Raw genomic sequence first — 22,419 nt, 5'->3', positions numbered from 1 at the left:
ACGGTCGCTGCCGTACCGTCGGGGAGTATGAGCGAGCTGCGTGAAGGGCTGAGTGACCCGGCCGACAGCCGGGTCGTGGCGGTGCCGTACATCAGCTACGAGGACTTCGGCCGCCGGTTCCTGGAATACGCCGCCTCCACCGGGCGGATAGCCGCAGCGTTCGAGAAGCTCACGGGGGAGGCATTCGATTTCGGGCCGATCGGGGCGGGCCCCGGCAAGCTCGCGAAACTCTCGGCCACCGTGCGGCTCGGGCAGCCGCGGCTGAATCGCGAAGTGGACGACCTGATTTCGTTCGACCTGGTGATCCCGCTCAAGGTCGACCTGCTCATCGACCTGGCGGTGGATCGGTATCCGTTCCGGGTGGACGGCACCATTCACCTGCACCTGACCGTCCGCACTGCGGAGCCGCTGCGGGTGCTCATCGAAATCGACGAGCCGCAGCCCAGCAATGTCCGCATCAATGTCGCCAGTGCGACCCGCCGCGGGGAGTTGCTGCGCATTCTCGCCAGCGTCGATCACGAGATCCGCCGCTTCGTCGCGCGCTATATCGCCACGGAGATCTGCAAGCCGCACATCCAGGCGGCCACCGATATCGATGTCGCCGCCCGGCTGGACGCGGCCTGGCGGCTCTGATGACCCGGCCGTGCCCTGGATTCAGAGTTTCCGGAGCCGCAAACGGTTGATGGAGTGGTCGGAGTCCTTGCGCAGCACCAGCGTCGCGCGCGGGCGAGTCGGCAGGATGTTCTCCACCAGATTCGGGCGGTTGGTGTTGTGCCAGATTTCCTTGGCCTGGTTGGTGGCTTCCTGATCGTTGAAGTTCGCGTAGTGGTGGAAGTGCGAATTCGGATCCTGGAAGGCGGTCTTGCGCAGCGACAGGAAGCGCTGCACGTACCAGTTCTCGATGTCCTCGATGCGGGCGTCGACATAAACCGAGAAGTCGAACAGGTCCGACACCATCAGCCGCGGCCCGGTCTGCAGCACGTTCAGGCCCTCGACGATGAGAATGTCGGGCTGGCGCACGCAGTGATATTCGCCCGGCACGATGTCGTAGGCGATGTGGGAGTAGACGGGCGCGCACACCTCGTGCGCACCGGATTTCACCTCGGTGACGAAGCGCAGCAGCTTGCGCCGGTCGTAGGACTCCGGGAAGCCCTTGCGGTGCATGATGCCGCGCCGGGTGAGTTCGGCTGTCGGGTACAGGAATCCGTCGGTGGTGACCAGATCCACCCGTGGATGGTGGTCCCAGCGCGCCAGCAGCGCCTGCAGCACACGCGCGGTGGTGGACTTGCCGACCGCCACCGAGCCCGCCACGCCGATGACGAACGGCACCTGACGGTCCGGGTGGGTCTCGCCGAGGAAGGTGGCGGTGGCGGCGAACAAGCGCTGCCTGGCCGCGACCTGGAGGTGGATGAGACGGGCCAGGGGGAGGTAGACCTCGGCCACCTCCTCGAGGTCGATCTGCTCACCCAGACCGCGCAGGCCGATCAGTTCTTCCTCGGTGAGCACCAGGGGAGTCGACTTGCGCAGGGTGCGCCACTGCTTGCGGTCGAATTCCACGTAGGGGCTGGGCTCGCTCATCCGCGCCATTATTCGTGTCCCCGCATTCGGGCCGGTCGGCAACAACAGCTCTCGGGAAGCCGCATCGTCGCCGTGCCCGGCGATCCGGCCAACACTCCACGCATAGCCGAATTGTGCTCGGCTCCAACATCCGGGTGAACACCAGGTGTTGCTACTGGCGGGTAACCAGAGTGAGATGGACTACATCTCAGTGGCCGGGCGTGTCCGGTGAGGTTGTGCGACAGCCTGATCCGCCCCGCTCGGAGCGATCGGATCGCATAGGGTCGGACTATGGCAGCGCATCCACTGGTCACTGAATATCTGCGGCTGGGTCTGGCATTCGACCGGCTCGAAGAGGGTTTCGTGGACGCCTATACCGGCGATCCCGCCCTGCGTCGCGAGGCGGAGAACGCGCCCGCGCCGGAGCCGCGTGACATCGCGCACCGAGCAGCGGCACTGCGCAAGGAACTGCCCGAGGCGGGTCTCCCCGCGGAGCGCGTCGAATTCCTGGAGGCGCACCTGCGCGCGATGGAATGCTCGGGCCGCAAATTCGCCGGGGAGGACATCAACTTCGTCGACGAGGTCCGCGCCTACTTCGACGTGGATATCACCCCCGGCGATACCGAGAACTACCGCGAGGCGCACCGGCAACTGGACGAGGTGCTGCCCGGTGACGGCGAACTGCTCGACCGCATTACCGTGCACCGCCGCCAGGACGAGATTCCGCCCGAACGGCTGAAGGAATGCGTGGCCGCGTTCTCCGGCGCCCTGCGGGAACTCGTCCGCGACCGCTATCCGCTGCCGGACAACGAGCACGTGGAATACGAAGTGGTGGGCGACAAGCCGTGGTCGGGCTTCAACTATTACCTGGGCAACTACCAATCCCGGGTGGCCATCAATTCCGATCTCAAGCAGCACATGTCGCAGCTGCCGCAGCTGATCGCGCACGAGGCCTACCCGGGCCATCACACCGAGCACTGCCGGAAAGAGGCCGGGCTGGTCGGCGCGGGGCAGGCCGAGCAGACGCTGTTCCTGGTGAACACCCCGCAGTGCCTGATGGCGGAGGGGCTGGCCGATCTGGCCCTGAAGTCGATCGTCGGCCCGGGCTGGGGCCGCTGGGCGCAGGAGATCTACGCGGACCTGGGGCTGCGCTTCGATGGCGAACGCGCCGAAAGGATTTCGAACGCGTCCGCGAATCTGCTGAGCGTGCGCCAGGATGCTGCGTTGCTGCTGCACGATCGCCGGCGGGATGCCGGCGAGGTGTCGGAATTTCTGCAGCGCTGGAGTCTGGTCACCCCGGAGCGGGCCGCCCAATCGCTGCGATTCCTGTCATCGCCGCTGTGGCGGGCCTACATCTCCACGTATGTGGAGGGATATCGATTGCTGGGAGGGTGGCTGGACCGGGCAGCCGATCCGGAAGACCGGTCCGAGCGTTTTCGCCGTCTCTTGGACGAACCCCTCACACCCGGCGCGATCCGCCGCCTGTGAGGGGTACTCCCCGACGTCCTGATTGGTGCTTACGCGCCCCAGCTGGCACAGGACGCGCCGCCGCTGGACATGGTGCACATGGTCTTGAGCAGGGTGAAGATCAGGGACTGGATGGTGGTGGCGTCTGCGCTCATGAAGGATTCCTCGAAAGGTTGGATGGGCCAATGTCACTGGCGCGTAACTAATGCCAGCGCGGCGATACATTACCGAGATTTGTTGCCTGGCCATAGCCTGATTTCGGAGTGATGTCCACCGCTCCGGGCGGATTCGGTCGTCTCCGCTGCGCCGACGATTCCGCTGCCCCCAATTTCCGGGGCACGATTCGTCCGCGTGCCGACCGGCGAATGGTCTCCGCCGGTCGCGGGATAGGATGACCGGACCGCGACTGGCGCACTCGAGGTGGAAGCAACCACCGGGAAGCACCGAAGTCCGGCACCGCGCGCCTGGGTGCCTGGCGACCCCCGAACCGTATTCGGGGTACCCGGACAACGGAGGTGCGCGATGAACGAGACAGAGAACCCCCGGATCGGCTCGGCGGCAGCGGCCAATAGACTCGGCGGCGTGACCCAGACGAGCGCCTCTGTCAACAGCCAGTCCCTCGCCGAACTCGATCCCGAGGTCGCGTCCGCGATGGGCGGCGAACTCGCTCGCCAGCGCGACACCCTCGAGATGATCGCCTCGGAGAACTTCGTGCCGCGCGCGGTGCTGCAGGCGCAGGGCAGCGTGCTCACCAACAAGTACGCCGAGGGCTACCCGGGCCGCCGTTACTACGGCGGCTGCGAGAACGTCGACATCGTCGAGGATCTGGCCCGAGCCCGCGTCAAGGAGCTGTTCGGCGCGGAATTCGCCAATGTCCAGCCGCATTCGGGCGCGCAGGCCAATGCCGCGGTGCTGATGGCGCTGATGAACCCCGGCGAGAAGCTGCTGGGCCTGGATCTGGCGCACGGCGGTCACCTCACCCACGGCATGCGCCTGAACTTCTCGGGCAAGCTGTACGAGGTGCACGCCTACGGCGTCGCCAAGGAAGACCACCGCGTCGACATGGACGAGGTGCGCAAGATCGCCCGCGACACCCGCCCGAAGGTGATCGTGGCCGGCTGGTCGGCGTACCCCCGGCACCTGGACTTCGCCGCGTTCCGTGAGATCGCGGACGAGGTCGGCGCGTACCTGTGGGTCGACATGGCGCACTTCGCCGGTCTGGTCGCCGCCGGGCTGCACCCGTCGCCGGTGCCGCACGCGGACGTGGTGTCCTCGACCGTGCACAAGACCCTGGGCGGTCCCCGCTCCGGTCTGATCCTGGCCAAGCAGGAATTCGCCAAGAAGCTGAACTCCGCGGTCTTCCCCGGTCAGCAGGGCGGCCCGCTCATGCACGCCATCGCCGCCAAGGCTGTGGCCTTCAAGATCGCCGGCAGCGCGGAGTTCAAGGAGCGCCAGGAGCGCACCATCTCCGGCGCCAAGATTCTCGCCGAGCGACTGACCGCGCCCGACGCCAAGGCCAAGGGCATCACCGTGCTCACCGGCGGCACCGACGTGCACCTGGTGCTGGTGGACCTGCGCAACTCGCAGTTGGACGGCCAGCAGGGCGAGGATCTGCTGCACGAAATCGGAATCACCGTGAACCGCAACGCCGTTCCGTTCGACCCGCGCCCGCCGATGGTCACCTCCGGCCTGCGCATCGGCACCCCGGCGCTGGCCACCCGCGGCTTCGGTGACGAGCAGTTCACCGAGGTCGCCGAGATCATCGCCGCCGCCCTCACCGGCTCCGCCGACCTGGACTCGCTGCGTCAGCGCGTTTCCACGCTGGCGCAGGACTTCCCGCTGTACGACGGCCTGGAGGACTGGCGCCTGCTGGGCTGACGCCCGCCGAGACGATGAGAGCCCGCCGCGATCCGATGATCGCGGCGGGCTCTCCGCGTTGCGGTGAGACTCATTGTTGCGGTGAGATTCTTTGCCTGCCAAGGATTCCCGGCTAGAACGACCAGAACCTGCGCGGGCCGCCCGTGAGGCTCGGAGCGTCGGCGGTCACGGTGGCGATCAGCTGCTTGGGATGTGGGTTCACCCAGTTCCGTTCGGAGTCGCCGTCGCGCAGGACGACCGTCGGGACGGTCTCGTTGCCGTCGGCCACCGAGCGGACGAAGGCGGCCGCGTCCGGGTCCTGCCAGATGTCGACCTCGCGGTGGACGATGCCGTGGCGATTGAGCACTCGGCGCATGCGGGAGCAGTAGGGGCAACCCGGGCGGCGGTAGACGACCAGTTCCGGGGTGGCGTCGGTGGTCATGATCGGAGTCTAGATCCGCGCGGCCGCCGCCACCATGTCGGCGGGGCGAGGCGGACGCCAGAGCCGGGATTCGGTGCCTCGGAATCGGGAATTGCCAAGCGGCGCAGGTGATTCGGCTTCGAGTCCGCCGTGCGTGCCGTGCCGACGGGATGGCACGGCACACACGACGGCTCCCGATTCAGGCGTGCTTGCTCAGGTAGTCCAGGTACATCGGGCGCAGCGCCTCGCCGACCCTGCCCTCGCCGGCGTGGAAGTAGTCGTCGAGCAGGGCGGCGGTGTTCCAGATGTCGACCTCGCCCTCGCCCTGATTGCCGGCCGCGACCTCGGCGCCGGGAATCGCCTTGAGCAGTTGCCACAGGAACTTGATGTCGCCGCGCCGGGCTGCCAGCTTCACGGCACGGTCGTGCAATTCCTTGGTGGGCAGCGTTGCCAGATCCGCAGTTTCGGCCATGACCTCGACTGTAATGGAGGACATGGCACAGCAACCCAGGTACCGGGTCAAGCGCGTGTACGACGATCCCGATGCGGCCGACGGCCGCCGGGTACTGGTCGACCGGCTCTGGCCCCGCGGCATCAGCAAACAGCAAGCGGCCATAGACGAATGGGCCAAGGACGTGACGCCGTCGAACGAGCTGCGGAGGTGGTATCACGCCGCGCCGGAGACACGCCGTGCCGAGTTCGAGCGCAGGTATCGAATCGAGCTCACCGCGGATGCGGCGCAGGAGGGGCTGGCGCGCCTGCGGTCGGAGGCCGCATCCGCCCCGTTGACGCTGGTCACGGCCACCAAAGAGCCGGAGCGCAGCCATGTTCCCGTGCTGCTGGATGAATTGGGCGAAACACACAGAGCGGACTCGCGTTAACGCGATCTTCACCAATGCGCCCCGCAGTCCGGAAGCCGGATCGCGATTTCGGCGGTAGCGTCGGGAGTGCGGGCCGCGTAGGTGTGGCTCGTACGGGAGGTCCTGATCGTGACTGAGCAACTCAGTGCGAGGGGGCCGGCACCCGGCCCTCGGGTCGTACGACCCCAAGGCTGACCGGCCCAGCGAGAACGCTCGCGCGGTGTCGCGCGAGTGGCAAAGGAGCCCACCGTGACTGATGCACGCTCCGTCAACGCTCCCAGCAGGGACGCCGGCTCTGACCAGAGCCCGCTGACCACGACACGGGGAGTTCGCGCCTCGCAGTCGGCCGATTCCGGACCGGCGAAAACATTTGTAGTCGACACGTCGGTGTTGCTGTCCGACCCCTGGGCACTGACCCGCTTCGGTGAGCACCATGTGGTGCTGCCGCTGGTGGTGATCAGTGAGCTCGAGGCCAAACGTCATCACCACGAACTCGGCTGGTTCGCTCGCGAGGCACTGCGCATGCTGGACGACATGCGTCTGGCACACGGTCGGCTCGATCAGCGGGTGTCGGTCGGCACCCAGGGCGGGACACTCCAGGTGGAGTTGAACCACACCGACCCAACCGTATTGCCCGTCGGATTCCGCACGGACACGAACGATTCCCGCATCCTGGCCTGCGCGCTCAACCTGGCCGCCGAGGGACAGCGAGTCGTGCTGGTGTCCAAGGACATTCCGCTGCGCGTCAAGGCCGGCGCGGTCGGCCTGCGGGCCGACGAGTACCACGCGCAGGACGTCGTCACCTCCGGCTGGACCGGCATGGTGGAACTGGAGGTCGCCACCGGCACCGTCGACAGGCTCTACTCCGACAGCGTCATCGACCTCGATGAGGCTCGGGACATGCCCTGCCACACCGGAATTCGGATGCTCAGCCCGCGCGGCAGCGCGCTGGCGCGAGTGACACCGGACAAGCGGGTGCAACTGGTACGGGGTGATCGCGAGGCCTTCGGGCTGCACGGGCGCTCGGCCGAACAGCGCATCGCACTGGATCTGCTGCTCGACGAGAGCGTCGGCATCGTCTCGCTCGGCGGGCGGGCCGGCACCGGCAAATCCGCGCTGGCGCTGACCGCCGGGCTCGAAGCGGTGCTGGAGCGCCGCTCGCATCGGAAGGTGGTGGTGTTCCGGCCGCTCTACGCGGTGGGTGGACAGGAGCTCGGCTATCTGCCGGGCTCCGAGAGCGAGAAGATGGGGCCGTGGGCGCAGGCCGTCTTCGACACCCTGGACGGGCTGGCCAGCCCTGAGGTGATGGAGGAGGTGCAGGCGCGCGGCATGCTGGAGGTGCTGCCGCTCACCCACATTCGCGGGCGCTCGCTGCACGACTCCTTCGTGATCGTGGACGAGGCGCAGTCGCTGGAACGCAATGTGCTGCTCACGGTGCTGAGCCGGTTGGGCAGCGGGTCGCGGGTGGTGCTCACCCACGACGTCGCACAGCGCGACAATCTGCGCGTGGGCCGGCACGACGGCGTGGCCGCCGTGATCGAAAAGCTCAAGGGGCACCCGCTGTTCGCGCACGTCACCCTGACCCGTAGTGAGCGGTCGCCGATCGCGGCGCTGGTCACCGAGATGCTGGAGGAGTTCGGGCCCAATTCCTGATGCCCGGTAGTTAGGACCTGCCCGGTCGGAGAGCGACGCGCCTCCGATCGGGCAATTTTTTGGCAAGTGGTTGAACTCGCATGTGGTGGGGTAAGTTTCGCTGTAATTCCAGCTCGGATGCCCCTTTGGTGAGTGCTGTCCGATTCGCTGGATCGTAACCGAGTTATCGGCCAGGATTCGCGGGAGGATGGAAAATGCACGACTTCGCACGACGCGCGGCAGGCGCCATCGCAGCGCTTGTGGTCGTCACCGCACTCGGCGCGGGCTGCAGCAAGGACGACAACACGAACTCTGCGTCGTCGACGACCTCCACCACCGCGGCCGCGCCGGCGGGCGGCGGCACCCACGCCGCCGAAACCAAGATGGCCACCCGCGACGGCGCCGAGATCGCGGGCGGCATTCTCGAGAAGTACAACCAGATGGGCGGCGCCACCGGCACTCTCGGCGTACCCACCGGCCCCGCCACGGACGCGCCCGACGGCGGCATGGTGCAGGAATTCGGCGGCGGTGCGATCTACTCCAGCCCGACCCACGGTACCCACGTGGTGTGGGGCGAGATCCGCAAGGCATGGGACGACCAGGGCGGCGCGAGCGGCGAACTCGGCTACCCGACCAGCGACGAATACGACATCACCGGCGGCAAGCAGAGCGATTTCAGCGGCGGCTCCATCACCTGGGTGGACAACGAGACCACGGTCACCGAGAAGTAGCCCGGCCGGTCCGGGCCGCCCGGCGCCGGCATCCGGGACCCGGCTGCGGCCATAGCGGATTCGAATACCGCGCGAAGAACCCCCATGTTTGCCCCGATGCCGCTAGGTTGTTCGCGTGCAGAACGTTTTGTCCGATCGGGAACTGCTGGAATCACTCGCGGCGGAGGTGGAGACCAACCTCGAGCGGCACATCGCCGCCGCCCCCGAGTGGCAGCCCCACGACTACGTGCCGTGGGACGACGGCCGCAATTTCCAGTTCCTCGGCGGAACCGATTGGGAACCGGCGCAATCCGACCTCAGCGAGGTCACCAAGACCGCGCTCACGGTGAGTGTGCTGATCGCCGACAACCTGCCCGCCTACCACCGCGAGGTCGGCAAGTACCTGCGCAGCGGACCGTGGTGGCGCTGGGTCGGCCGCTGGACCGCGGAGGAGAACCGGCACGAGATCCTCATCCGCAACTACCTGATGGTCACCCGCGCCGTCGACCCGGTCGCGCTGGAGCGGATGCGCATGGCGCACATGACCACCGGCTTCCGCCGCCCCGCCATGCACCTGCCCGATGTGCTCGCCGCCTGGGCCCTGGAAGAGACCGCGGCCGCTGTCCGGCACCGCACCACCGCACGCCTTGCCGACAACGTCATGGTCGCGACCATTGCCGACCGGCTGGCCGCCGACGACGAACTGCAGGCCGTCTTCTTCGCCAACCTGGTCGGCGCGGCCCTCGACCTGGCCCCCGACCAGACCGTGCGCGCCATCGCCGACCGCATCGCCGACTTCCACGCCCCGGTGGTGCAGCTCGCCGACGGCCGCACCAGCGACGAGGTCCTCGCCGAGGCCGGCATCTACGACCGCGCGAACGAAGCCGAGCTGGTCTTCGCGCCACTGCTCGAGCAGTGGAAGATCTTCACCCGCAACGACTTCGGTGAGGAGGGCGAGAAGGCGCGCGCCGAACTGGACCACCTGCGCCCCTGAGTGTGCCCCTGCCCCGCAGAACCTGATCCCGTGCCCTGTGCGCGGTTCGATGCCGACGCCCGCCGCGAATACGTGGCGGGCGTCGTGCTTTCCGCCGGGCGAGTCGGCTCAGCGGGGAAGGAGTGCGCGCACGACGCCGGTGACCGTGCCGCGCAGGAAGTTCTCCCAGCTGAAGTGGTCGTGCCACAGCGAGATGCGGCCGTCGCGGAACTCGAAGGTGCCGCAGACCCAGAACGAGATCTCGACCGGGCCCATGCGCAGATAGTCGGTGCGTTCGGTGAGCACCGTGCCGTCCTCGGTGGCGGCGATGTGATGCATGTCGGCGCGGAAGCCGTAGCGGGGACTGTTGAGCAGATTCAAGACCCAGCGCACGCGGTCCACGCCGCGGATGTCCGGGAGCGAGGTGTTCTTCCAGACGATGCCGGGATCGACCAGCTCCAGGGCTTCGCCGGCGATCTTCATTTCCATTGCCGCGAAGAACTCGCGCACCGTGGTGACCGGATCCTGCTTCAGCTCGGGTAGCTCTGACATGTGCCGAGCGTAGGCCGAAACCGGACCGTCGCACAGATATCTACGACAACTACCGCCGTGTCCGTTCGCGGCGGCTACACCCGGGTCGCGATGAGCGCGGCCAGGCCGTCCAGGATGCGGTCGATGCCGAAGGCGAGGGCATTGTCGCGGCCGGTCTCGGCGGCGGTTCCGGACATGGTCTCGGCGAAGGCGGCCGCGGCGTGCGGAAAGCGCTCTGCCTGCGCCGACAGCACCGCGCCGAGTTCCCGGGCCAGTCCGCCCTCCAGATCCTCACCCGCCGTCGCGGTCTGCTGGGCGACGCTGCGGGCGTGACCCGCCAGCAGCACGACGGTGTCGAAACACTCGGCCGCGGTCAGGCCGGTGCCGTGCAGCGCGCCGACGGCCGAATCGAGCCAGGCCAGCTCATTGGGGCCCATCGGGCGGACGCCGGTGGCCGCTTCGTGGCCCCAGGGGTGTGCGACGACGCGGGTGAAGAAGGTCTCGGTCCACGGGCGTAGATAGGTGCGCCAGGGTTCCGGATCGGAATCCGAAGGGGCGGTGGTGTTTTCCGGCGGCACGCCGAGGGCGGTGTCCAGCATGAGCGCGATGAGCTCGGTCTTGCCGGGGAGGTAGCGATACAGCGCCATCTTGGCGCAGCCGAGGCGTTCGGCCAGCCGCGCCATGGACAGGTTCGCCAGTCCTTCGGCGTCGGCGAGGTCGATGGCCTCGGCGACGATGCGCTCCAGCGTGAGGGACGGCTTGGGCCCGCGCCGGGGGCGGTCGGGGGAGCCCCAGAGCAGTTCGAGGGTGGTCGGTGCCGGCATGGTCGCCATCCTTCCGGATTCCGGGCTTGACCGTGAAACTGCGTCCATCGTACGCTATGGCCATCAACAGCGTCCCAGGGACGCAGTTACCGAAGGAGTCACCGCCATGCGCAACACCACCGTCCTCATCTCCGGAGCCAGCGTCGCCGGTCCCGCCCTCGCCTACTGGCTGCACCGCTACGGCTTCCGGGTGACCGTGGTCGAGAAGGCGCCCGCGCTGCGCGCCGGCGGCCAGGCCATCGACTTCACCGGCGAGACCCACATGACCGTGCTCGAGCGCATGGGCGTGCTGGACGACATCACGCGGCGGCAGACCGGCAAGACCGACTGGGTGCTGGTCGACGAGAACGGCGTCGAGCAGGCCGTGATGGCCGGGGAGTTCCTCGGCGGCGATATCGAGATCCTGCGCGGCGACCTCGCCCGGATCCTCTACAGCCGGACCGCCGGCGAGTGCGAATACCTCTTCGGCGACACCGTCACCGCGCTGCGGGAGACCGGCGACGGGGTGTACGTCGAATTCGAGAACGCGCCCGCGCGGGTCTTCGATCTGGTCTTCGGCTGCGACGGCATCCATTCACGGGTGCGGAAGCTGGCCTTCGGCCCGGAAGCGGACTTCGTCACGCACGACGGCTACTACTACGCCATCGCGGGAGCTTCGGTCTGGGAGGACATGCCGGAAGGGAACCGGTCCCGCGCCAGGTCCCTCGGCTGCAATATTCCCGGCCGGCTCGCCATGACGGGCGGCAACAAGGCCGCGCAGTTGTACATGTTCGCCTCGCCCGAAATCGATTACTCGCGTGACGATTTCGATCAACAGCGCCGCATCGTCGCCGAGCACTTCGCCGGAATGGGCTGGGAGGTGCCGCGCATGCTGGCCGAACTCCCGCGCCTGGACGGCTTCTACCTGGACGCCATCGCCAAGGTGTCGATGAAGCACTTCACATCGGGTCGGGTGGCGCTGGTCGGCGATTCCGCGCACGGCCACACGCTGAACGGATTCGGTACCGGTTCGGCGATTGTCGGGGCCTATGTGCTGGCCGGTGAATTGGCCGCGGCGGACGGCGATCACACCGTGGCATTCGCTCGCTACGAGGAAATCATGAAGCGCCTGTTGCGCAAGACCGACGATGCCAGCCCGGGCCGGTTCCTGGCGCCCCGGACCGCACGCGGTCTGCGCCTTCGCAATTGGTTCGTACGTTCGCGCGGCTTCAAGATGATGGCGAAGTACGCCGAGAACGCCAAGAACGACATCGATCTGAAGAACTACCCGGACATGGTCGGCGCCGCTTGAACCCCTGGCGTGGGTGTGGCAGCCAACGCCGCCACACCCGCCGAGCCGGATGCCCTATTCGTTCTTTCCATCCACCTGCGCCATGGAGAGCACATCCAGCCGGCGATCCAACTCCTCGAGCGAGAGCTTGTCGCCGATCAGACCGCGATCGATGACCGTCTGCCGGATCGTCTTGTGCTCCTTCAACGCCTGTTTGGCGACCGCCGCCGCCTCCTCGTAACCGATGGCCGAATTCAACGGCGTCACGATCGACGGCGAGGATTCCGCCAGCCGCCGCAGCCGGTCCACATCGGCGACCAGGCCGCGGACGCACTTGTCGGCGAACAGGCGGGAGACATTGGCCAGCAGGCGAATCGACTCCAGCACATTGCGGGCCATCATCGGAATGTAGACGTTCAATTCGAACGCGCCGTTGCCGCCGCCCCAGGCGATCGCGGCATCATTGCCGATGACCTGCGCGGCCACCTGCGTAACCGCCTCCGGCAGTACCGGATTCACCTTGCCCGGCATGATCGAGGAACCCGGCTGCAGGTCCGGCAGCTGTAGCTCGGCCAGGCCGGTGAGCGGGCCCGAACCCATCCAGCGAATATCGTTGGCGATCTTGGTCAGGCTGATCGCGACCGTGCGCAGCGCACCGGACAACTCCACCAGGCCGTCGCGGGCGGCCTGCGCCTCGAAGTGATCGCGGGCCTCCGACAGGTGATCCAGATCGGTCACCCGGGCCAGCTCCGCAACGACTTTCGCGCCGAAACCGGCCGGCGCGTTCAACCCGGTGCCGACCGCGGTGCCGCCGATGGCCAGCTCACCTACCCGGGGCAGGGTGGCCAGCAGGCGCTCGATGCCCGTGCTCACCTGCCGGGTGTAGCCGCCGAACTCCTGCCCCAGGGTGACCGGGACCGCGTCCATCAGGTGGGTGCGGCCGGACTTGACCACGTACTTCCACTCCTGGGACTTGTCCAGCAACGCCAGGCGCAGGTGATCCAGGGCCGGAACCAGATCCTTGACCACCGCCTCGGTGGCCGCGAGATGCGTTGCGGTGGGGAAGGTGTCATTGGACGACTGCGACATGTTCACGTCGTCGTTGGGGTGCACGGTGACGCCGTCGCGGGCGGCGATGCTCGCGATCACCTCGTTGGCGTTCATGTTCGAGCTGGTGCCCGAACCGGTCTGGAAGACATCGATCGGGAACTGGTCGTCGTGGCGGCCGTCGGCGATCTCCGCCGCCGCCGCGATGATGGCGTCGGCCTTGGCCTTGTCCAGCAGACCCAGATCGCGATTCACGGCAGCGCAGGCCGCCTTCAGCAGGCCGAGTGCGCGAATCTGCGCGCGCTCCAGGCCGCGTCCGCTGATCGGGAAGTTCTCCACCGCCCGCTGGGTCTGCGCGCGCCACAGCGCGTCGACGGGAACGCGGACCTCGCCCATGGTGTCGTGTTCGATGCGGTACTGCGTCTCCTCGCTCATGAATCCGACCCTATGCCCGCGGCCGAGCCCGCGGGAGTGCCACGCCTGAGGGAATCCGCACAGCATGCGCGGGAATAGGGCATGGCCGCCGGCCCCCGGAGACGACACCGCCCCGGTGGACGGATCCACCGGGGCGGCAAGCTGTTTCGCTCGGATCAGGGGAGCGGCGGGGTGGCGTGCTCGTCGCCCACGAAGTCCACCGACGCGTACTCGCGCAGCTTGGTCAGGCGGTGGAAGCCGTCGATCATGCGGATGGTGCCCGACTTGGCGCGCATGACGATGGACTGGGTGTACGCGCCGCCACCGTAGTAGCGCACGCCCTTGAGCAGGTCGCCGTCGGTGACACCCGTAGCGCTGAAGAAGACGTCCTCACCGGAGACCAGATCGGTGGTGTTCAGGATGCGGTCCAGGTCGTGGCCCGCGTCGATGGCCTTCTGCTTCTCGGCCTCGTCCTTCGGGGCCAGCTTGGCCTGCAGCGCGCCGCCCAGGCAGCGCATGGCGGCCGCGGCGATGATGCCCTCGGGGGTGCCGCCGATGCCGATCAACATGTCGACGCCGGACTCCGGACGGGCACAGGCGATGGCGCCGGCCACGTCACCGTCGGAGATGAGGCGGATGCGGGCGCCCGCGTCGCGCACGGCCTTCATGTGCTCGGCGTGGCGGGGGCGGTCCAGGATGCACACGGTCAGGTCGGAGACCGAGGAGTTCTTGGCCTTGGCGACCCGGCGTAGGTTCTCCGCGATCGGGGCCGACAGGTCGATGACATCGGCGGCGTCGGGGCCGACGGCGATCTTCTCCATGTAGAACACGGCCGAGGGATCGAACATGGCGCCGCGCTCGGCGACCGCCAGCACGGAGATCGCGCCCGGGGAACCCTTCGACATCAGGGTGGTGCCATCGATCGGGTCGACCGCGAAGTCCAGTTCCGCGCCGGTGCCGTCGCCGACCAGTTCGCCGTTGTACAGCATGGGCGCTTCGTCCTTCTCGCCCTCACCGATCACGACGATGCCGCGCATGGAGACCGTCGCCACCAGCTGCCGCATGGCGTCCACGGCAGCGCCGTCGCCGCCCTCCTTGTCACCACGGCCGACCCAGCGGCCCGCGGCCATGGCGCCGGCCTCGGTGACCCGGACCAACTCGAGCGCTAGGTTGCGGTCCGGTGCCTCGCGGCGGCTGGATGCGGTCATGACGAGAGCCTCCTTGTTGTCTAAAGCTGCCTAAATTGTCGCATTGCGGTTTGCGGCCCTCGGCACGTACTTACGCTTCCCGAGACCGTGAGCTCGGTCGCACCCGCGGCCCATGGATACTGAGTGCGTGTCGTACCAAAAGCCGCGCAGTCAGAACGACTACAAGGACCTGATCTGGTCGCTCGCTCCGCTCGTGCTGATCTGCCTGGTCATCGCGGGGATCGCGAGCCAGTGCTCGTTCTCCACCGGCGGTCCGACCCAGGGCAGGATTCCGAACTTCGATGCGAAGGCCGCGCTCACCGACGACGCGCGCCACCTGTCCTTCCCGATCCGGCTGCCGGCCCTGCCCGACGCGGACCCGGACAAATGGACTCCGAACTCCGGCAGCCACGACACCATCACCGGAACCGGCGGCGGCGACACCAGCACTGTCGGCTTCATCACCCCGCAGGGCACCTACATGCAGCTGACCCAGTCGAATGCGACCGTCGACGCCCTCGCGAAGAAGTACGCGCCGACCAAGACCGGGAGCGGCACCCAGCGCTACGGCGACCACATGTGGAACGTCTACGCGGAACCCGGCTCCGAATCCGCGTGGATCAGCGACTTCGGCGACGTCCGCGTCCTCATCAAGGGCGCCGGCAATGCCGCCGCCTTCGGCACCCTCGCCACCGCCATGGGCCAGGCACAGCCGCTGCCGCGCAGCTGACTCCGTAAATCGCTCGACCCGGGCGCGGGCATCCGCTGCGATGGGGACATGAACGTTCTCGACGAATTGCGCTCGCGGGAGCCCATCTTCCATCGCCCCGAGCACGGCGTGGACTTCACCGCCATGGTCGCCGACGAGTTCTGGGAGATCGGCGCGTCCGGGCAGCGTTACGACCGCGACCGCGTGCTCGAGGTGCTGGCCGAGCGGCAGCGGACACCGTCCGAGGACGTGTGGGAGACCAGCGAATTCCGGTGCCAGGAACTGGCTCCCGATCTGTTTCTACTGACCTACCTGCTGCGCCGGCCGGACCGGGTCAGCCGGCGGTCGACCGTCTGGCGCCGCGTCGGCCCGGACTGGCAGATCGTTTTTCACCAGGGCACGGTGGTCGCCTAGCGCTCACTCCTGCTCTGTGCGGTGCGCGAGGGCGTCCTCGACGCGCTTGCGGGCGCCGGCGAGGTGCTGTTCGCAGCGGGTGGCGAGGGCTTCGCCGCGTTCCCACAGGGCCAGCGAGTCGTCGAGGTCCATGCCGCCCTGCTCGAGCATCTTCACGACATTGACCAGTTCGTCGCGGGCGCGCTCGTAGCCGAAGGTGGCGATTTCGGCGCGTTCGTCGTCGGTCATCAGGAGTCCTTCCGGGTCGGGCGGGGAGCCAGGGATTGAGCGCCGAGGGCGGCGGCGGAGATCGCGCCGTCGGCCACCCGGATTCGGAGCTGGGTGCCGGGCGGGGAGTCCTCGATGGCGCGGACCACCTCGCGGTCCTTGCCGTTCACCCGCTGCACCACCGCGTAACCGCGGGCCAGGGTAGCGGCCGGGCCGACGGCGGAGAGTTTTTCACGCAGATGCCGAGTCGTGGTGGACTCACCGCTGAGCAAGTGGTCGACGGCCCGCTGGGCGTTGGCGCGCAGCCGCTCCACCTCGTCGTGCCGCTGATCGAGCAGGCGCAGCGGGTCGGCCAGCACCGGGCGCGAACGCAATTGGGCCAGCGCACGGGCCTCGCGGTCCACCCAGCCGCGCAGCGCCGCGTTCGCGCGGGACCGAAGTTCCTGCAGCAGCGCGGTTTCGGCGGCGGCGTCGGGAACGATGCGCTTGGCGGCGTCGGTGGGGGTGGCGGCCCGCAGGTCGGCGACATGGTCCGAGATCGGATTGTCCGGCTCGTGGCCGATCGCGCTCACGATCGGAGTGGTGGCGGAAACGATGGCGCGGCACAGGGTTTCATCGGAGAACGGCAGCAGATCCTCGACACTGCCGCCACCACGCGCCAGCACGATCACATCCACCTCGGGATTCGCGTCCAGCGCGGCGATGGCCTCCAGGATCTGCGGCACCGCGGTCGGGCCCTGCACAGCGGTATTGCGAATCTCGAAACGCACCGCCGGCCAGCGCTGCGTGGCCACCGTCACCACATCGTGCTCGGCAGCGCTGGCGCGGCCGGTGATCAGGCCGATCCGATTGGGCAGGAACGGGATCGGACGCTTGAGTCGCGGATCGAACAGGCCCTCCGCCGACAGCAGCGCCTTCAAGCGCTCGATGCGGGCCAGCAGCTCGCCGATGCCCACCGGCCGAATCTCGGTGACCCGCAACGACACCGTGCCCCGCCCGGTGAAGAACGACAGCTTGCCGTATACGACGACCCGGCTGCCCTCCTGCAGCGGCACCGCCGAATTACGCAGCAGCTCAGGATCACAGGTCACCGACAGCGACATGTCCGCTGCCGTATCCCGCAGCACCAGAAAGGCCGTCCGCGTCCCCGGCCGCACATTCATCTGGGTGATCTGCCCCTCCACCCAGACCGCCCCCAGCCGGTCGATCCACTGCGCCACCTTCACCGCGACGGTCCGCACCGGCATCGGGTTCTCGGCGGACGAGCTCGGCGGCCGCGGCGTCGTATCGGTGCTCACCGCACGATTCTGTCAGTGCCCACCGACGCCCGGCACACACTGCCCGCCGACACGGGATTCGCGCGTTGCCCGACCGTGTGAATCCCGGTGAATACGAACACCGGCCGTCCGGGTGGTAGCCCGAGCGGCCGGCGCTGGTCGAGGACCGCCGATGTGACGGTGCCGGAGTTCCGGGGGCCGAGCCCCGATGTTTGCGCCGGGGTCCGGGGCGAGCCCCGCAATCTCGAGGGTTTCAGGGCTGAAACCCCTGAGAGCTCCCGAGAGTTGGGTTCACTTCGCCTGTACGGTCGCGATGCGGTTGGTCAGCATGGTGACGAACGGGGCACGATCGAGAGTCTCCTGCTCGTAGGCGAGGAGAGCCGCCAGGTCATCGACGGTCAGCTGGCGCAGGCGGGCGCGGAGCTGGGCGATGGTCATGGCGGAGTAGTCGAAGCGGGCCGCCACTTCGGGCTCGGCGACGGCGCTGCTGTGGTGGCCGTTGGTGGCCGCCTTGGAAGCCGTTGCGGGCGCGGCGGTCTCGGTGACCTCCGGATCGGCTGCCTCCTGCGCGGCCGATTCGGCGGGCACCGGGTCGGGGTCGACCGTGTCCGGTTCGGTCTCGACCGCGACCGGTTCGGGGGCCGCGACCGGCTCCACCACGGCCGGGGCGGGCTCCGCGACGGCCGGTTCCGGCTCGGTGAACAGGTCGAACCGGCTCTGCCGCGCCGATTCGGCGGCGAAGCTCGGAGTTTGCTCGTCTGCCTCATCCTCATCGAAGGTGGCCCAGGCGGGCTGTTCTTCGGGCTGGTTGAGCAAACGGTCGAAGACGGCGTCGCCCTTGAGGGCGAGGCTGGTCACGAACTGCTGGAGGTGCATGGTGGTCTGCAGCACCTGGCTGATCGCGGTAATCGGGAAATTGATCGCGGTCGTCGGTAGCCGACGAGTTTCCTCGAGAGCATAGACGGCGGCCCCGGCGGCGACCCGGGCCAGGAACGGAGGTCGGAACATGCCCCTAGCCTGCCCGAAACGCCGTGTGATGCAAAGGCGAAAAGCTGTGTTTAATTGCCCTCCGCTGAGCTCCGGGCGGGTTCGCGGCCCCGAGGTCTCGATTCTTCCCTCCCCCGCTCCAAGGCGGAGGTCTATCAAGCCGCAGTCCAGAATCGAGACGGCCGCGAACCTATAGGTGTTCGCCAGTATTGTTGGTGCCATGTCCTCGGGTATCCCTTTGAACGTCGGTATCGTCCGGTCCGTGGCGGGTGATGCCGACGCGCCGAAGCGAGTGCTGCTCGCCGAACCGCGCGGCTACTGCGCCGGTGTGGACCGAGCGGTCGAAACGGTGGAGAAGGCGCTCGAAAAGCACGGCGCGCCCATCTATGTCCGCAAGGAAATCGTGCACAACCGGCACGTGGTGGAAACGCTGCGCGAGCGCGGTGTGATCTTCGTCGACCAGACCGAGGAGGTGCCGGAGGGCGCGCTGGTGGTGTTCTCCGCGCACGGCGTCTCCCCGGCCGTTCACGAGTCCGCCGCCCGCCGCAACCTGCACACCATCGACGCCACCTGCCCGCTGGTCACCAAGGTGCACCAGGAAGCCAAGCGCTTCGCCCGCGACGACTTCGACATCCTGCTCATCGGCCACGAGGGCCACGAGGAGGTCGAGGGCACCGCCGGTGAGGCGCCCGACCACGTGCAGCTGGTGGACGGCCCCGACGCCGTCGACTCGGTCACCGTGCGCGACGAGAACAAGGTGATCTGGCTCTCCCAGACCACGCTGTCGGTGGACGAGACCATGGAGACCGTCAACCGCCTGCGCCAGAAGTTCCCCAAGCTGCAGGATCCGCCGAGCGACGACATCTGCTACGCCACATCCAACCGCCAGACCGCGGTGAAGGCCATGGCTCCCGAATGCGATCTGGTGATCGTGGTCGGCTCCCGGAATTCGTCCAACTCGGTCCGGCTGGTGGAGGTCGCGCTGAGTGCCGGCGCCCGCGCCGCGCACCTGGTGGACTATGCCCGCGAGGTGGATACCGCCTGGCTGGAGGGCATTCGCACGGTCGGCGTCACCTCCGGCGCCTCGGTGCCGGAGATTCTCGTGGAGGGCGTGCTGGAATTGCTGGCCGAACACGGTTTCGGTGCGGTGGTTCCGGTCACGACCGCCAATGAGACCCTGGTCTTCTCGCTGCCGCGCGAACTTCGCACCGCGCGCGCGTAGTAATCGTTCCGAAACGCATTCGCGCCCTCCACATTCGTTGTGGAGGGCGCGAATTGCTTATCCGGATGATCTTATTGTCGTGCCGAATTTCCTGATTGCCGGAAATCTACGGTGCGAGTCGCTCGAATGTCGCCGGGGGATTCAGCGTTCGATGCGACCCGAATCACGTTCGCGGTAGCGCACATTCGGACGCGGATGCGGTGGCAGTTCACCCGGCTGCGCGCGACGGCGGCGGCCGCCCTCGGCGGCGGGGGCCGGATTGCGCTCGGGGGCGGCGTGGCGTTCGGTGCCGCGACCCGCGGCCTGCTCGGGCTGCGCGCGCCGGCGGCGGCCCTCGCCCTGGGCGGCCTCCGGCGCCGGCGGGGCGGCGCGACGCTCACCGTTACGGGGGCGATCGGCCGGCGCGGCGCGGCGCTCGCCCGTGCGGGGCTGGTCGCCGGGGACCGCGCGGCGGTCGCCGTTGCGGGACGGCTGCTCGGCGTACTGGGCCCGGCGACGGCCCTCGGCGGTGGCGGCGCCGGACTGGTCCGGGCGCGCGGCGCGGCGGCGGCCCTCGGTGGCGGCCGGGGTGCGCTCGGCGGCGGCCTGATCCGGATCCTGGGCGCGACGGCGGCGGCTCTCGCCGGCGGGCCGGCCGGTGCCTACCCGCGGCGGCCCGGCCGCGACCCGGGCACCCGCGCGGCGGGACGAACCGGTGGTCTCGGAGTCGGGGGTGCCGCCTTCCTCAGCCGTTTCCGCGCCGGGCCGGAGGCGGCGTCTGGCGGGTTCCTTGGAGCCGGTAGAGCGGGTGCGCTGGGCGCGAGCGCTGCCGGGGCGGGTGGCACCGGCCCGGGTTCTGCGCGGTTCGCCGGTCGCGCCGGCCTTGGTCTCGCGGTGGTGCAGCACGATGCGGACCGCGCCGGCGATCAGCACGAGCACGGTGGCCAGCGCCATGGTGGGGAACCGATTCACCAGCGGGATGGCCAGATTCAGCAGGATGTCCTTCAGCTTGAGACTGCCGGAGGACCCGAATAGGAACTGGTAGGCCAGCGGCACCGCGATGAACAGCAGCAGCGGCGGGAGCACCATCGTCGTGAACAGTCCCCGATGGCGGACCGCGAGCACGGCCACCACACAGCCGGCGATGTACAGCGTGGCGAAGGAACCGGTGAGTTCGTCGCCCTGTGGTCGGCTACCCGAGCTCTGAGCGTCGATCAGGAGACCGATGAACGTGCACGTCACAGCGATCAGCACCGCGGCTCCGGCCGGGACGCCGGGAACCGACGGCAGGATCGAACGGTGCGACGGGGGCACCTCGGTTCGCTCGCGTTGGGTAACTGCCACGTCAAGCACACTAAGGCATATCGGTGTTTCGCGAGGCAGGCGACATCACGCGGGTATGCGGAAGCTCTGTTCAATTTGCTCTCCGCTCCGCTCCGAGCGGGTTCGCCGCGCTGAAGGTCCCGTTCTTCCCTCCTCCGCTCCGAGGCGGAGGTCTGTTCAGCCGCAGTCCAGAACAAGACGCGCCGCGAACCTCTGCGCGCTTGCCGACCGAGCTCCGAATGGCGTGCTCATGTGTCCAACCTCATCCTTCGCGGTCCATCGCATCCGCGAAGCCGACTGCGCGCGGCCAGCTCTCGACCCTGCGGACTTCGGGTACCGGCGCATCGGCGATCTCCAGGTCGTGCAGCTTCCGGGCGGTCACCATGACCCGCGACTCCACCGACGCCACGGTGTGGTTGTAGGCGTCGACCGCCTTGCCCAGTTGCGCACCCAGCCGGTCCAGGTGGCGGCCCGTGGTGCCGAGCCGGGTGTAGAGCTCACGGCCCAGCTGCTGGATCACGGCCATGTCCGCCGACAGCGCCTCCTGCCGCCAGCCCAGCGCGACCGTGCGCAGCAGGGCCATGAGTGTGGTGGGCGTCGCCAGGACCACATTGCGACCGAAGGCGTACTCGAGCAACCCGGAGTCGGTGGTGAGGGCCGCGTCCAGGAACGGATCGCCGGGCACGAACAGGACCACGAACTCGGGGGAGGGATCGAAGGCCGCCCAGTACTCCTTGGCCGCCAGCTGATCCACATGGTTGCGCAGATGCCGGGCGTGGCGGGCCAGGTGGCCCTCGCGCTCGCGCGGGTCCTCGGTGCCGGCGGCGTCCAGGAAGGCGGTGCAGGGCACCTTGGCGTCCACCACGATCTGGCGGCCGCCGGACAGGCGCACCACCAGATCCGGGCGCACCACGGTGTCGCCGCGGCGGGTGACCTGGGTGTCGAAATCACAGTGCCGGGCCATGCCGGCCAGCTCGACCACGCGCTCGAGCTGGATCTCGCCCCAGCGGCCGCGTACCTGGGGCGCGCGCAGGGCGGCCACCAATTGACCGGTCTGCGTGGACAACTGATGTGACATCCGCTGCATGCCCGCGACCTGTTCGCGCAGCCCGGAGTAGGCGTTGATGCGGTTGTGCTCGACCTCGCGAATGTGGCGGTCGAGGCTGCCGACCGCCTCCCGCAGCGGATCGACCAGCGCGCCGATGGCGTGGGACTGCCGCCGGGCCGCGTCCTCGCTGGCCGCGCCGAGTGATTGCCGCAACAGCCGCTCGTTGTCCCGCATCGCCGCCAGCCGCGCCTCGGCCACCGCCGCCCGCTGTCCCGCGCGCGCGGCATGCCCGAGCCAGCCCAGGGCCAGCCCCGATACGAACACCAGCAGCAGCGCGAACAGCATCGGTGCGGTCATGGCGGAGATAGTGCCGGAGACCACCGACAAAGCTGTGCCGCCTCGCTGTTGCCGCCTCGCTGTTGCCGCCTCTCCGTGTCTTCAGCGGACGGCTGAGAGCCGTGGCCAGTTTCGTATCCGTGCCGCAGGTCGGGTGCCTTACCGAT

23 protein-coding genes and 1 riboswitch are annotated in these 22,419 nt (G+C 68.5%); of the genes, 11 read left to right on the top strand and 12 right to left on the bottom strand.

Features of this window, described 5'->3' with window-relative positions:
* Positions 1 to 27 precede the first annotated feature (27 nt).
* A complete protein-coding gene (locus tag ACQP1O_RS37200; protein WP_433563003.1) occupies positions 28 to 633 on the top strand; it encodes a hypothetical protein in 606 nt (201 codons plus the stop codon).
* A gap of 21 nt (positions 634 to 654) precedes the next feature.
* Here the strand turns inward: ACQP1O_RS37200 and coaA are convergent, their stop codons facing one another.
* Complete coding sequence (gene coaA / locus ACQP1O_RS37195) at positions 655 to 1,587, bottom strand: type I pantothenate kinase (RefSeq protein ID WP_354833430.1); 933 nt, start codon at positions 1,585 to 1,587, stop codon at positions 655 to 657.
* Positions 1,588 to 1,848: 261 nt separating this feature from the next.
* Between coaA and ACQP1O_RS37190 the strand changes: the two genes are divergently transcribed.
* Positions 1,849 to 3,045, top strand: a complete 1,197-nt coding sequence (locus ACQP1O_RS37190; RefSeq protein WP_433563002.1) for a DUF885 domain-containing protein — start codon at positions 1,849 to 1,851, stop codon at positions 3,043 to 3,045.
* A gap of 371 nt (positions 3,046 to 3,416) precedes the next feature.
* Positions 3,417 to 3,501, top strand: a riboswitch (ZMP/ZTP riboswitch).
* Between the two features lie 105 nt (positions 3,502 to 3,606).
* Positions 3,607 to 4,902 (top strand): serine hydroxymethyltransferase, encoded by a 1,296-nt coding sequence (gene glyA / locus ACQP1O_RS37185; RefSeq protein WP_433567920.1) that lies wholly within the window; start codon positions 3,607 to 3,609, stop codon positions 4,900 to 4,902.
* 112 nt (positions 4,903 to 5,014) lie between these two features.
* On the opposite strand, the gene ACQP1O_RS37180 is transcribed toward glyA, so the two are convergent.
* Positions 5,015 to 5,323 carry a glutaredoxin domain-containing protein gene (locus ACQP1O_RS37180; RefSeq protein ID WP_433563001.1) on the bottom strand — a complete coding sequence of 103 codons (309 nt, stop codon included), beginning with the start codon at positions 5,321 to 5,323 and terminating at the stop codon, positions 5,015 to 5,017.
* A gap of 178 nt (positions 5,324 to 5,501) precedes the next feature.
* Positions 5,502 to 5,774: a hypothetical protein gene (locus ACQP1O_RS37175; protein WP_433563000.1), complete on the bottom strand. Its 273-nt coding sequence runs from the start codon at positions 5,772 to 5,774 to the stop codon at positions 5,502 to 5,504.
* A gap of 22 nt (positions 5,775 to 5,796) precedes the next feature.
* On the opposite strand from ACQP1O_RS37175, the gene ACQP1O_RS37170 reads away from it, so the two are divergent.
* The 4 genes from ACQP1O_RS37170 to ACQP1O_RS37155 all read left to right on the top strand — a co-directional run bounded on the left by ACQP1O_RS37170 (position 5,797) and on the right by ACQP1O_RS37155 (position 9,498).
* Positions 5,797 to 6,183, top strand: a complete 387-nt coding sequence (locus ACQP1O_RS37170; RefSeq protein WP_433567919.1) for a DUF488 domain-containing protein — start codon at positions 5,797 to 5,799, stop codon at positions 6,181 to 6,183.
* Between the two features lie 288 nt (positions 6,184 to 6,471).
* Positions 6,472 to 7,815, top strand: coding sequence for a PhoH family protein (locus tag ACQP1O_RS37165; protein WP_433567918.1), 1,344 nt, complete (start codon positions 6,472 to 6,474; stop codon positions 7,813 to 7,815).
* A 194-nt stretch (positions 7,816 to 8,009) separates the two neighbouring features.
* On the top strand, positions 8,010 to 8,525 hold the full coding sequence (locus ACQP1O_RS37160) for an LGFP repeat-containing protein (protein WP_433562999.1): 516 nt from the start codon (positions 8,010 to 8,012) through the stop codon (positions 8,523 to 8,525).
* A 115-nt stretch (positions 8,526 to 8,640) separates the two neighbouring features.
* Positions 8,641 to 9,498: an acyl-ACP desaturase gene (locus tag ACQP1O_RS37155; RefSeq protein ID WP_433562998.1), complete on the top strand. Its 858-nt coding sequence runs from the start codon at positions 8,641 to 8,643 to the stop codon at positions 9,496 to 9,498.
* A 108-nt stretch (positions 9,499 to 9,606) separates the two neighbouring features.
* On the opposite strand, the gene ACQP1O_RS37150 is transcribed toward ACQP1O_RS37155, so the two are convergent.
* Together ACQP1O_RS37150 and ACQP1O_RS37145 are read right to left on the bottom strand one after the other, a co-directional pair.
* Entirely contained in the window at positions 9,607 to 10,029 is a 423-nt protein-coding gene (locus ACQP1O_RS37150) for a limonene-1,2-epoxide hydrolase family protein (protein ID WP_433562997.1), read from the bottom strand.
* 74 nt (positions 10,030 to 10,103) lie between these two features.
* Positions 10,104 to 10,832, bottom strand: coding sequence for a TetR/AcrR family transcriptional regulator (locus ACQP1O_RS37145; RefSeq protein WP_433562996.1), 729 nt, complete (start codon positions 10,830 to 10,832; stop codon positions 10,104 to 10,106).
* 106 nt (positions 10,833 to 10,938) lie between these two features.
* Between ACQP1O_RS37145 and ACQP1O_RS37140 the strand changes: the two genes are divergently transcribed.
* Complete coding sequence (locus ACQP1O_RS37140; protein ID WP_433562995.1) at positions 10,939 to 12,123, top strand: FAD-dependent monooxygenase; 1,185 nt, start codon at positions 10,939 to 10,941, stop codon at positions 12,121 to 12,123.
* Positions 12,124 to 12,177: 54 nt separating this feature from the next.
* Here ACQP1O_RS37140 and ACQP1O_RS37135 read toward each other — a convergent pair whose 3' ends face one another.
* A complete protein-coding gene (locus tag ACQP1O_RS37135) occupies positions 12,178 to 13,584 on the bottom strand; it encodes a class II fumarate hydratase (RefSeq protein WP_433562994.1) in 1,407 nt (468 codons plus the stop codon).
* 155 nt (positions 13,585 to 13,739) lie between these two features.
* Positions 13,740 to 14,771, bottom strand: a complete 1,032-nt coding sequence (glpX, locus tag ACQP1O_RS37130; protein ID WP_433562993.1) for a class II fructose-bisphosphatase — start codon at positions 14,769 to 14,771, stop codon at positions 13,740 to 13,742.
* A gap of 127 nt (positions 14,772 to 14,898) precedes the next feature.
* Here glpX and ACQP1O_RS37125 point away from each other — a divergent pair, with 127 nt between their 5' ends.
* Positions 14,899 to 15,480 (top strand): DUF4245 domain-containing protein, encoded by a 582-nt coding sequence (locus ACQP1O_RS37125; RefSeq protein WP_433562992.1) that lies wholly within the window; start codon positions 14,899 to 14,901, stop codon positions 15,478 to 15,480.
* 48 nt (positions 15,481 to 15,528) lie between these two features.
* Positions 15,529 to 15,873 carry a DUF4440 domain-containing protein gene (locus tag ACQP1O_RS37120; RefSeq protein ID WP_433562991.1) on the top strand — a complete coding sequence of 115 codons (345 nt, stop codon included), beginning with the start codon at positions 15,529 to 15,531 and terminating at the stop codon, positions 15,871 to 15,873.
* Positions 15,874 to 15,876: 3 nt separating this feature from the next.
* On the opposite strand, the gene ACQP1O_RS37115 is transcribed toward ACQP1O_RS37120, so the two are convergent.
* From ACQP1O_RS37115 to ACQP1O_RS37105, 3 genes are all read right to left on the bottom strand, one after another.
* On the bottom strand, positions 15,877 to 16,101 hold the full coding sequence (locus tag ACQP1O_RS37115; RefSeq protein WP_433562990.1) for an exodeoxyribonuclease VII small subunit: 225 nt from the start codon (positions 16,099 to 16,101) through the stop codon (positions 15,877 to 15,879).
* Positions 16,101 to 17,327, bottom strand: a complete 1,227-nt coding sequence (gene xseA / locus ACQP1O_RS37110; RefSeq protein ID WP_433567917.1) for an exodeoxyribonuclease VII large subunit — start codon at positions 17,325 to 17,327, stop codon at positions 16,101 to 16,103. The genes ACQP1O_RS37115 and xseA overlap by 1 nt, the downstream gene beginning before the upstream one ends.
* A gap of 321 nt (positions 17,328 to 17,648) precedes the next feature.
* The gene (locus ACQP1O_RS37105; RefSeq protein WP_433562989.1) at positions 17,649 to 18,365 is read right to left on the bottom strand and encodes a lipid droplet-associated protein; all 717 of its coding nucleotides are present in this window, start codon (positions 18,363 to 18,365) and stop codon (positions 17,649 to 17,651) included.
* Between the two features lie 199 nt (positions 18,366 to 18,564).
* Between ACQP1O_RS37105 and ACQP1O_RS37100 the strand changes: the two genes are divergently transcribed.
* Positions 18,565 to 19,566, top strand: coding sequence for a 4-hydroxy-3-methylbut-2-enyl diphosphate reductase (locus tag ACQP1O_RS37100; RefSeq protein ID WP_433562988.1), 1,002 nt, complete (start codon positions 18,565 to 18,567; stop codon positions 19,564 to 19,566).
* A 141-nt stretch (positions 19,567 to 19,707) separates the two neighbouring features.
* Here ACQP1O_RS37100 and ACQP1O_RS37095 read toward each other — a convergent pair whose 3' ends face one another.
* Together ACQP1O_RS37095 and ACQP1O_RS37090 are read right to left on the bottom strand one after the other, a co-directional pair.
* A complete protein-coding gene (locus ACQP1O_RS37095; protein ID WP_433562987.1) occupies positions 19,708 to 20,889 on the bottom strand; it encodes a DUF6542 domain-containing protein in 1,182 nt (393 codons plus the stop codon).
* Between the two features lie 241 nt (positions 20,890 to 21,130).
* Positions 21,131 to 22,273, bottom strand: a complete 1,143-nt coding sequence (locus tag ACQP1O_RS37090) for a DNA recombination protein RmuC (RefSeq protein WP_433562986.1) — start codon at positions 22,271 to 22,273, stop codon at positions 21,131 to 21,133.
* Positions 22,274 to 22,419: the final 146 nt, after the last annotated feature.

The organism is Nocardia sp. CA-151230 (assembly GCF_050942175.1).
Lineage (GTDB): Bacteria > Actinomycetota > Actinomycetes > Mycobacteriales > Mycobacteriaceae > Nocardia.
This window is presented reverse-complemented; position numbering and strand designations above follow the sequence as displayed.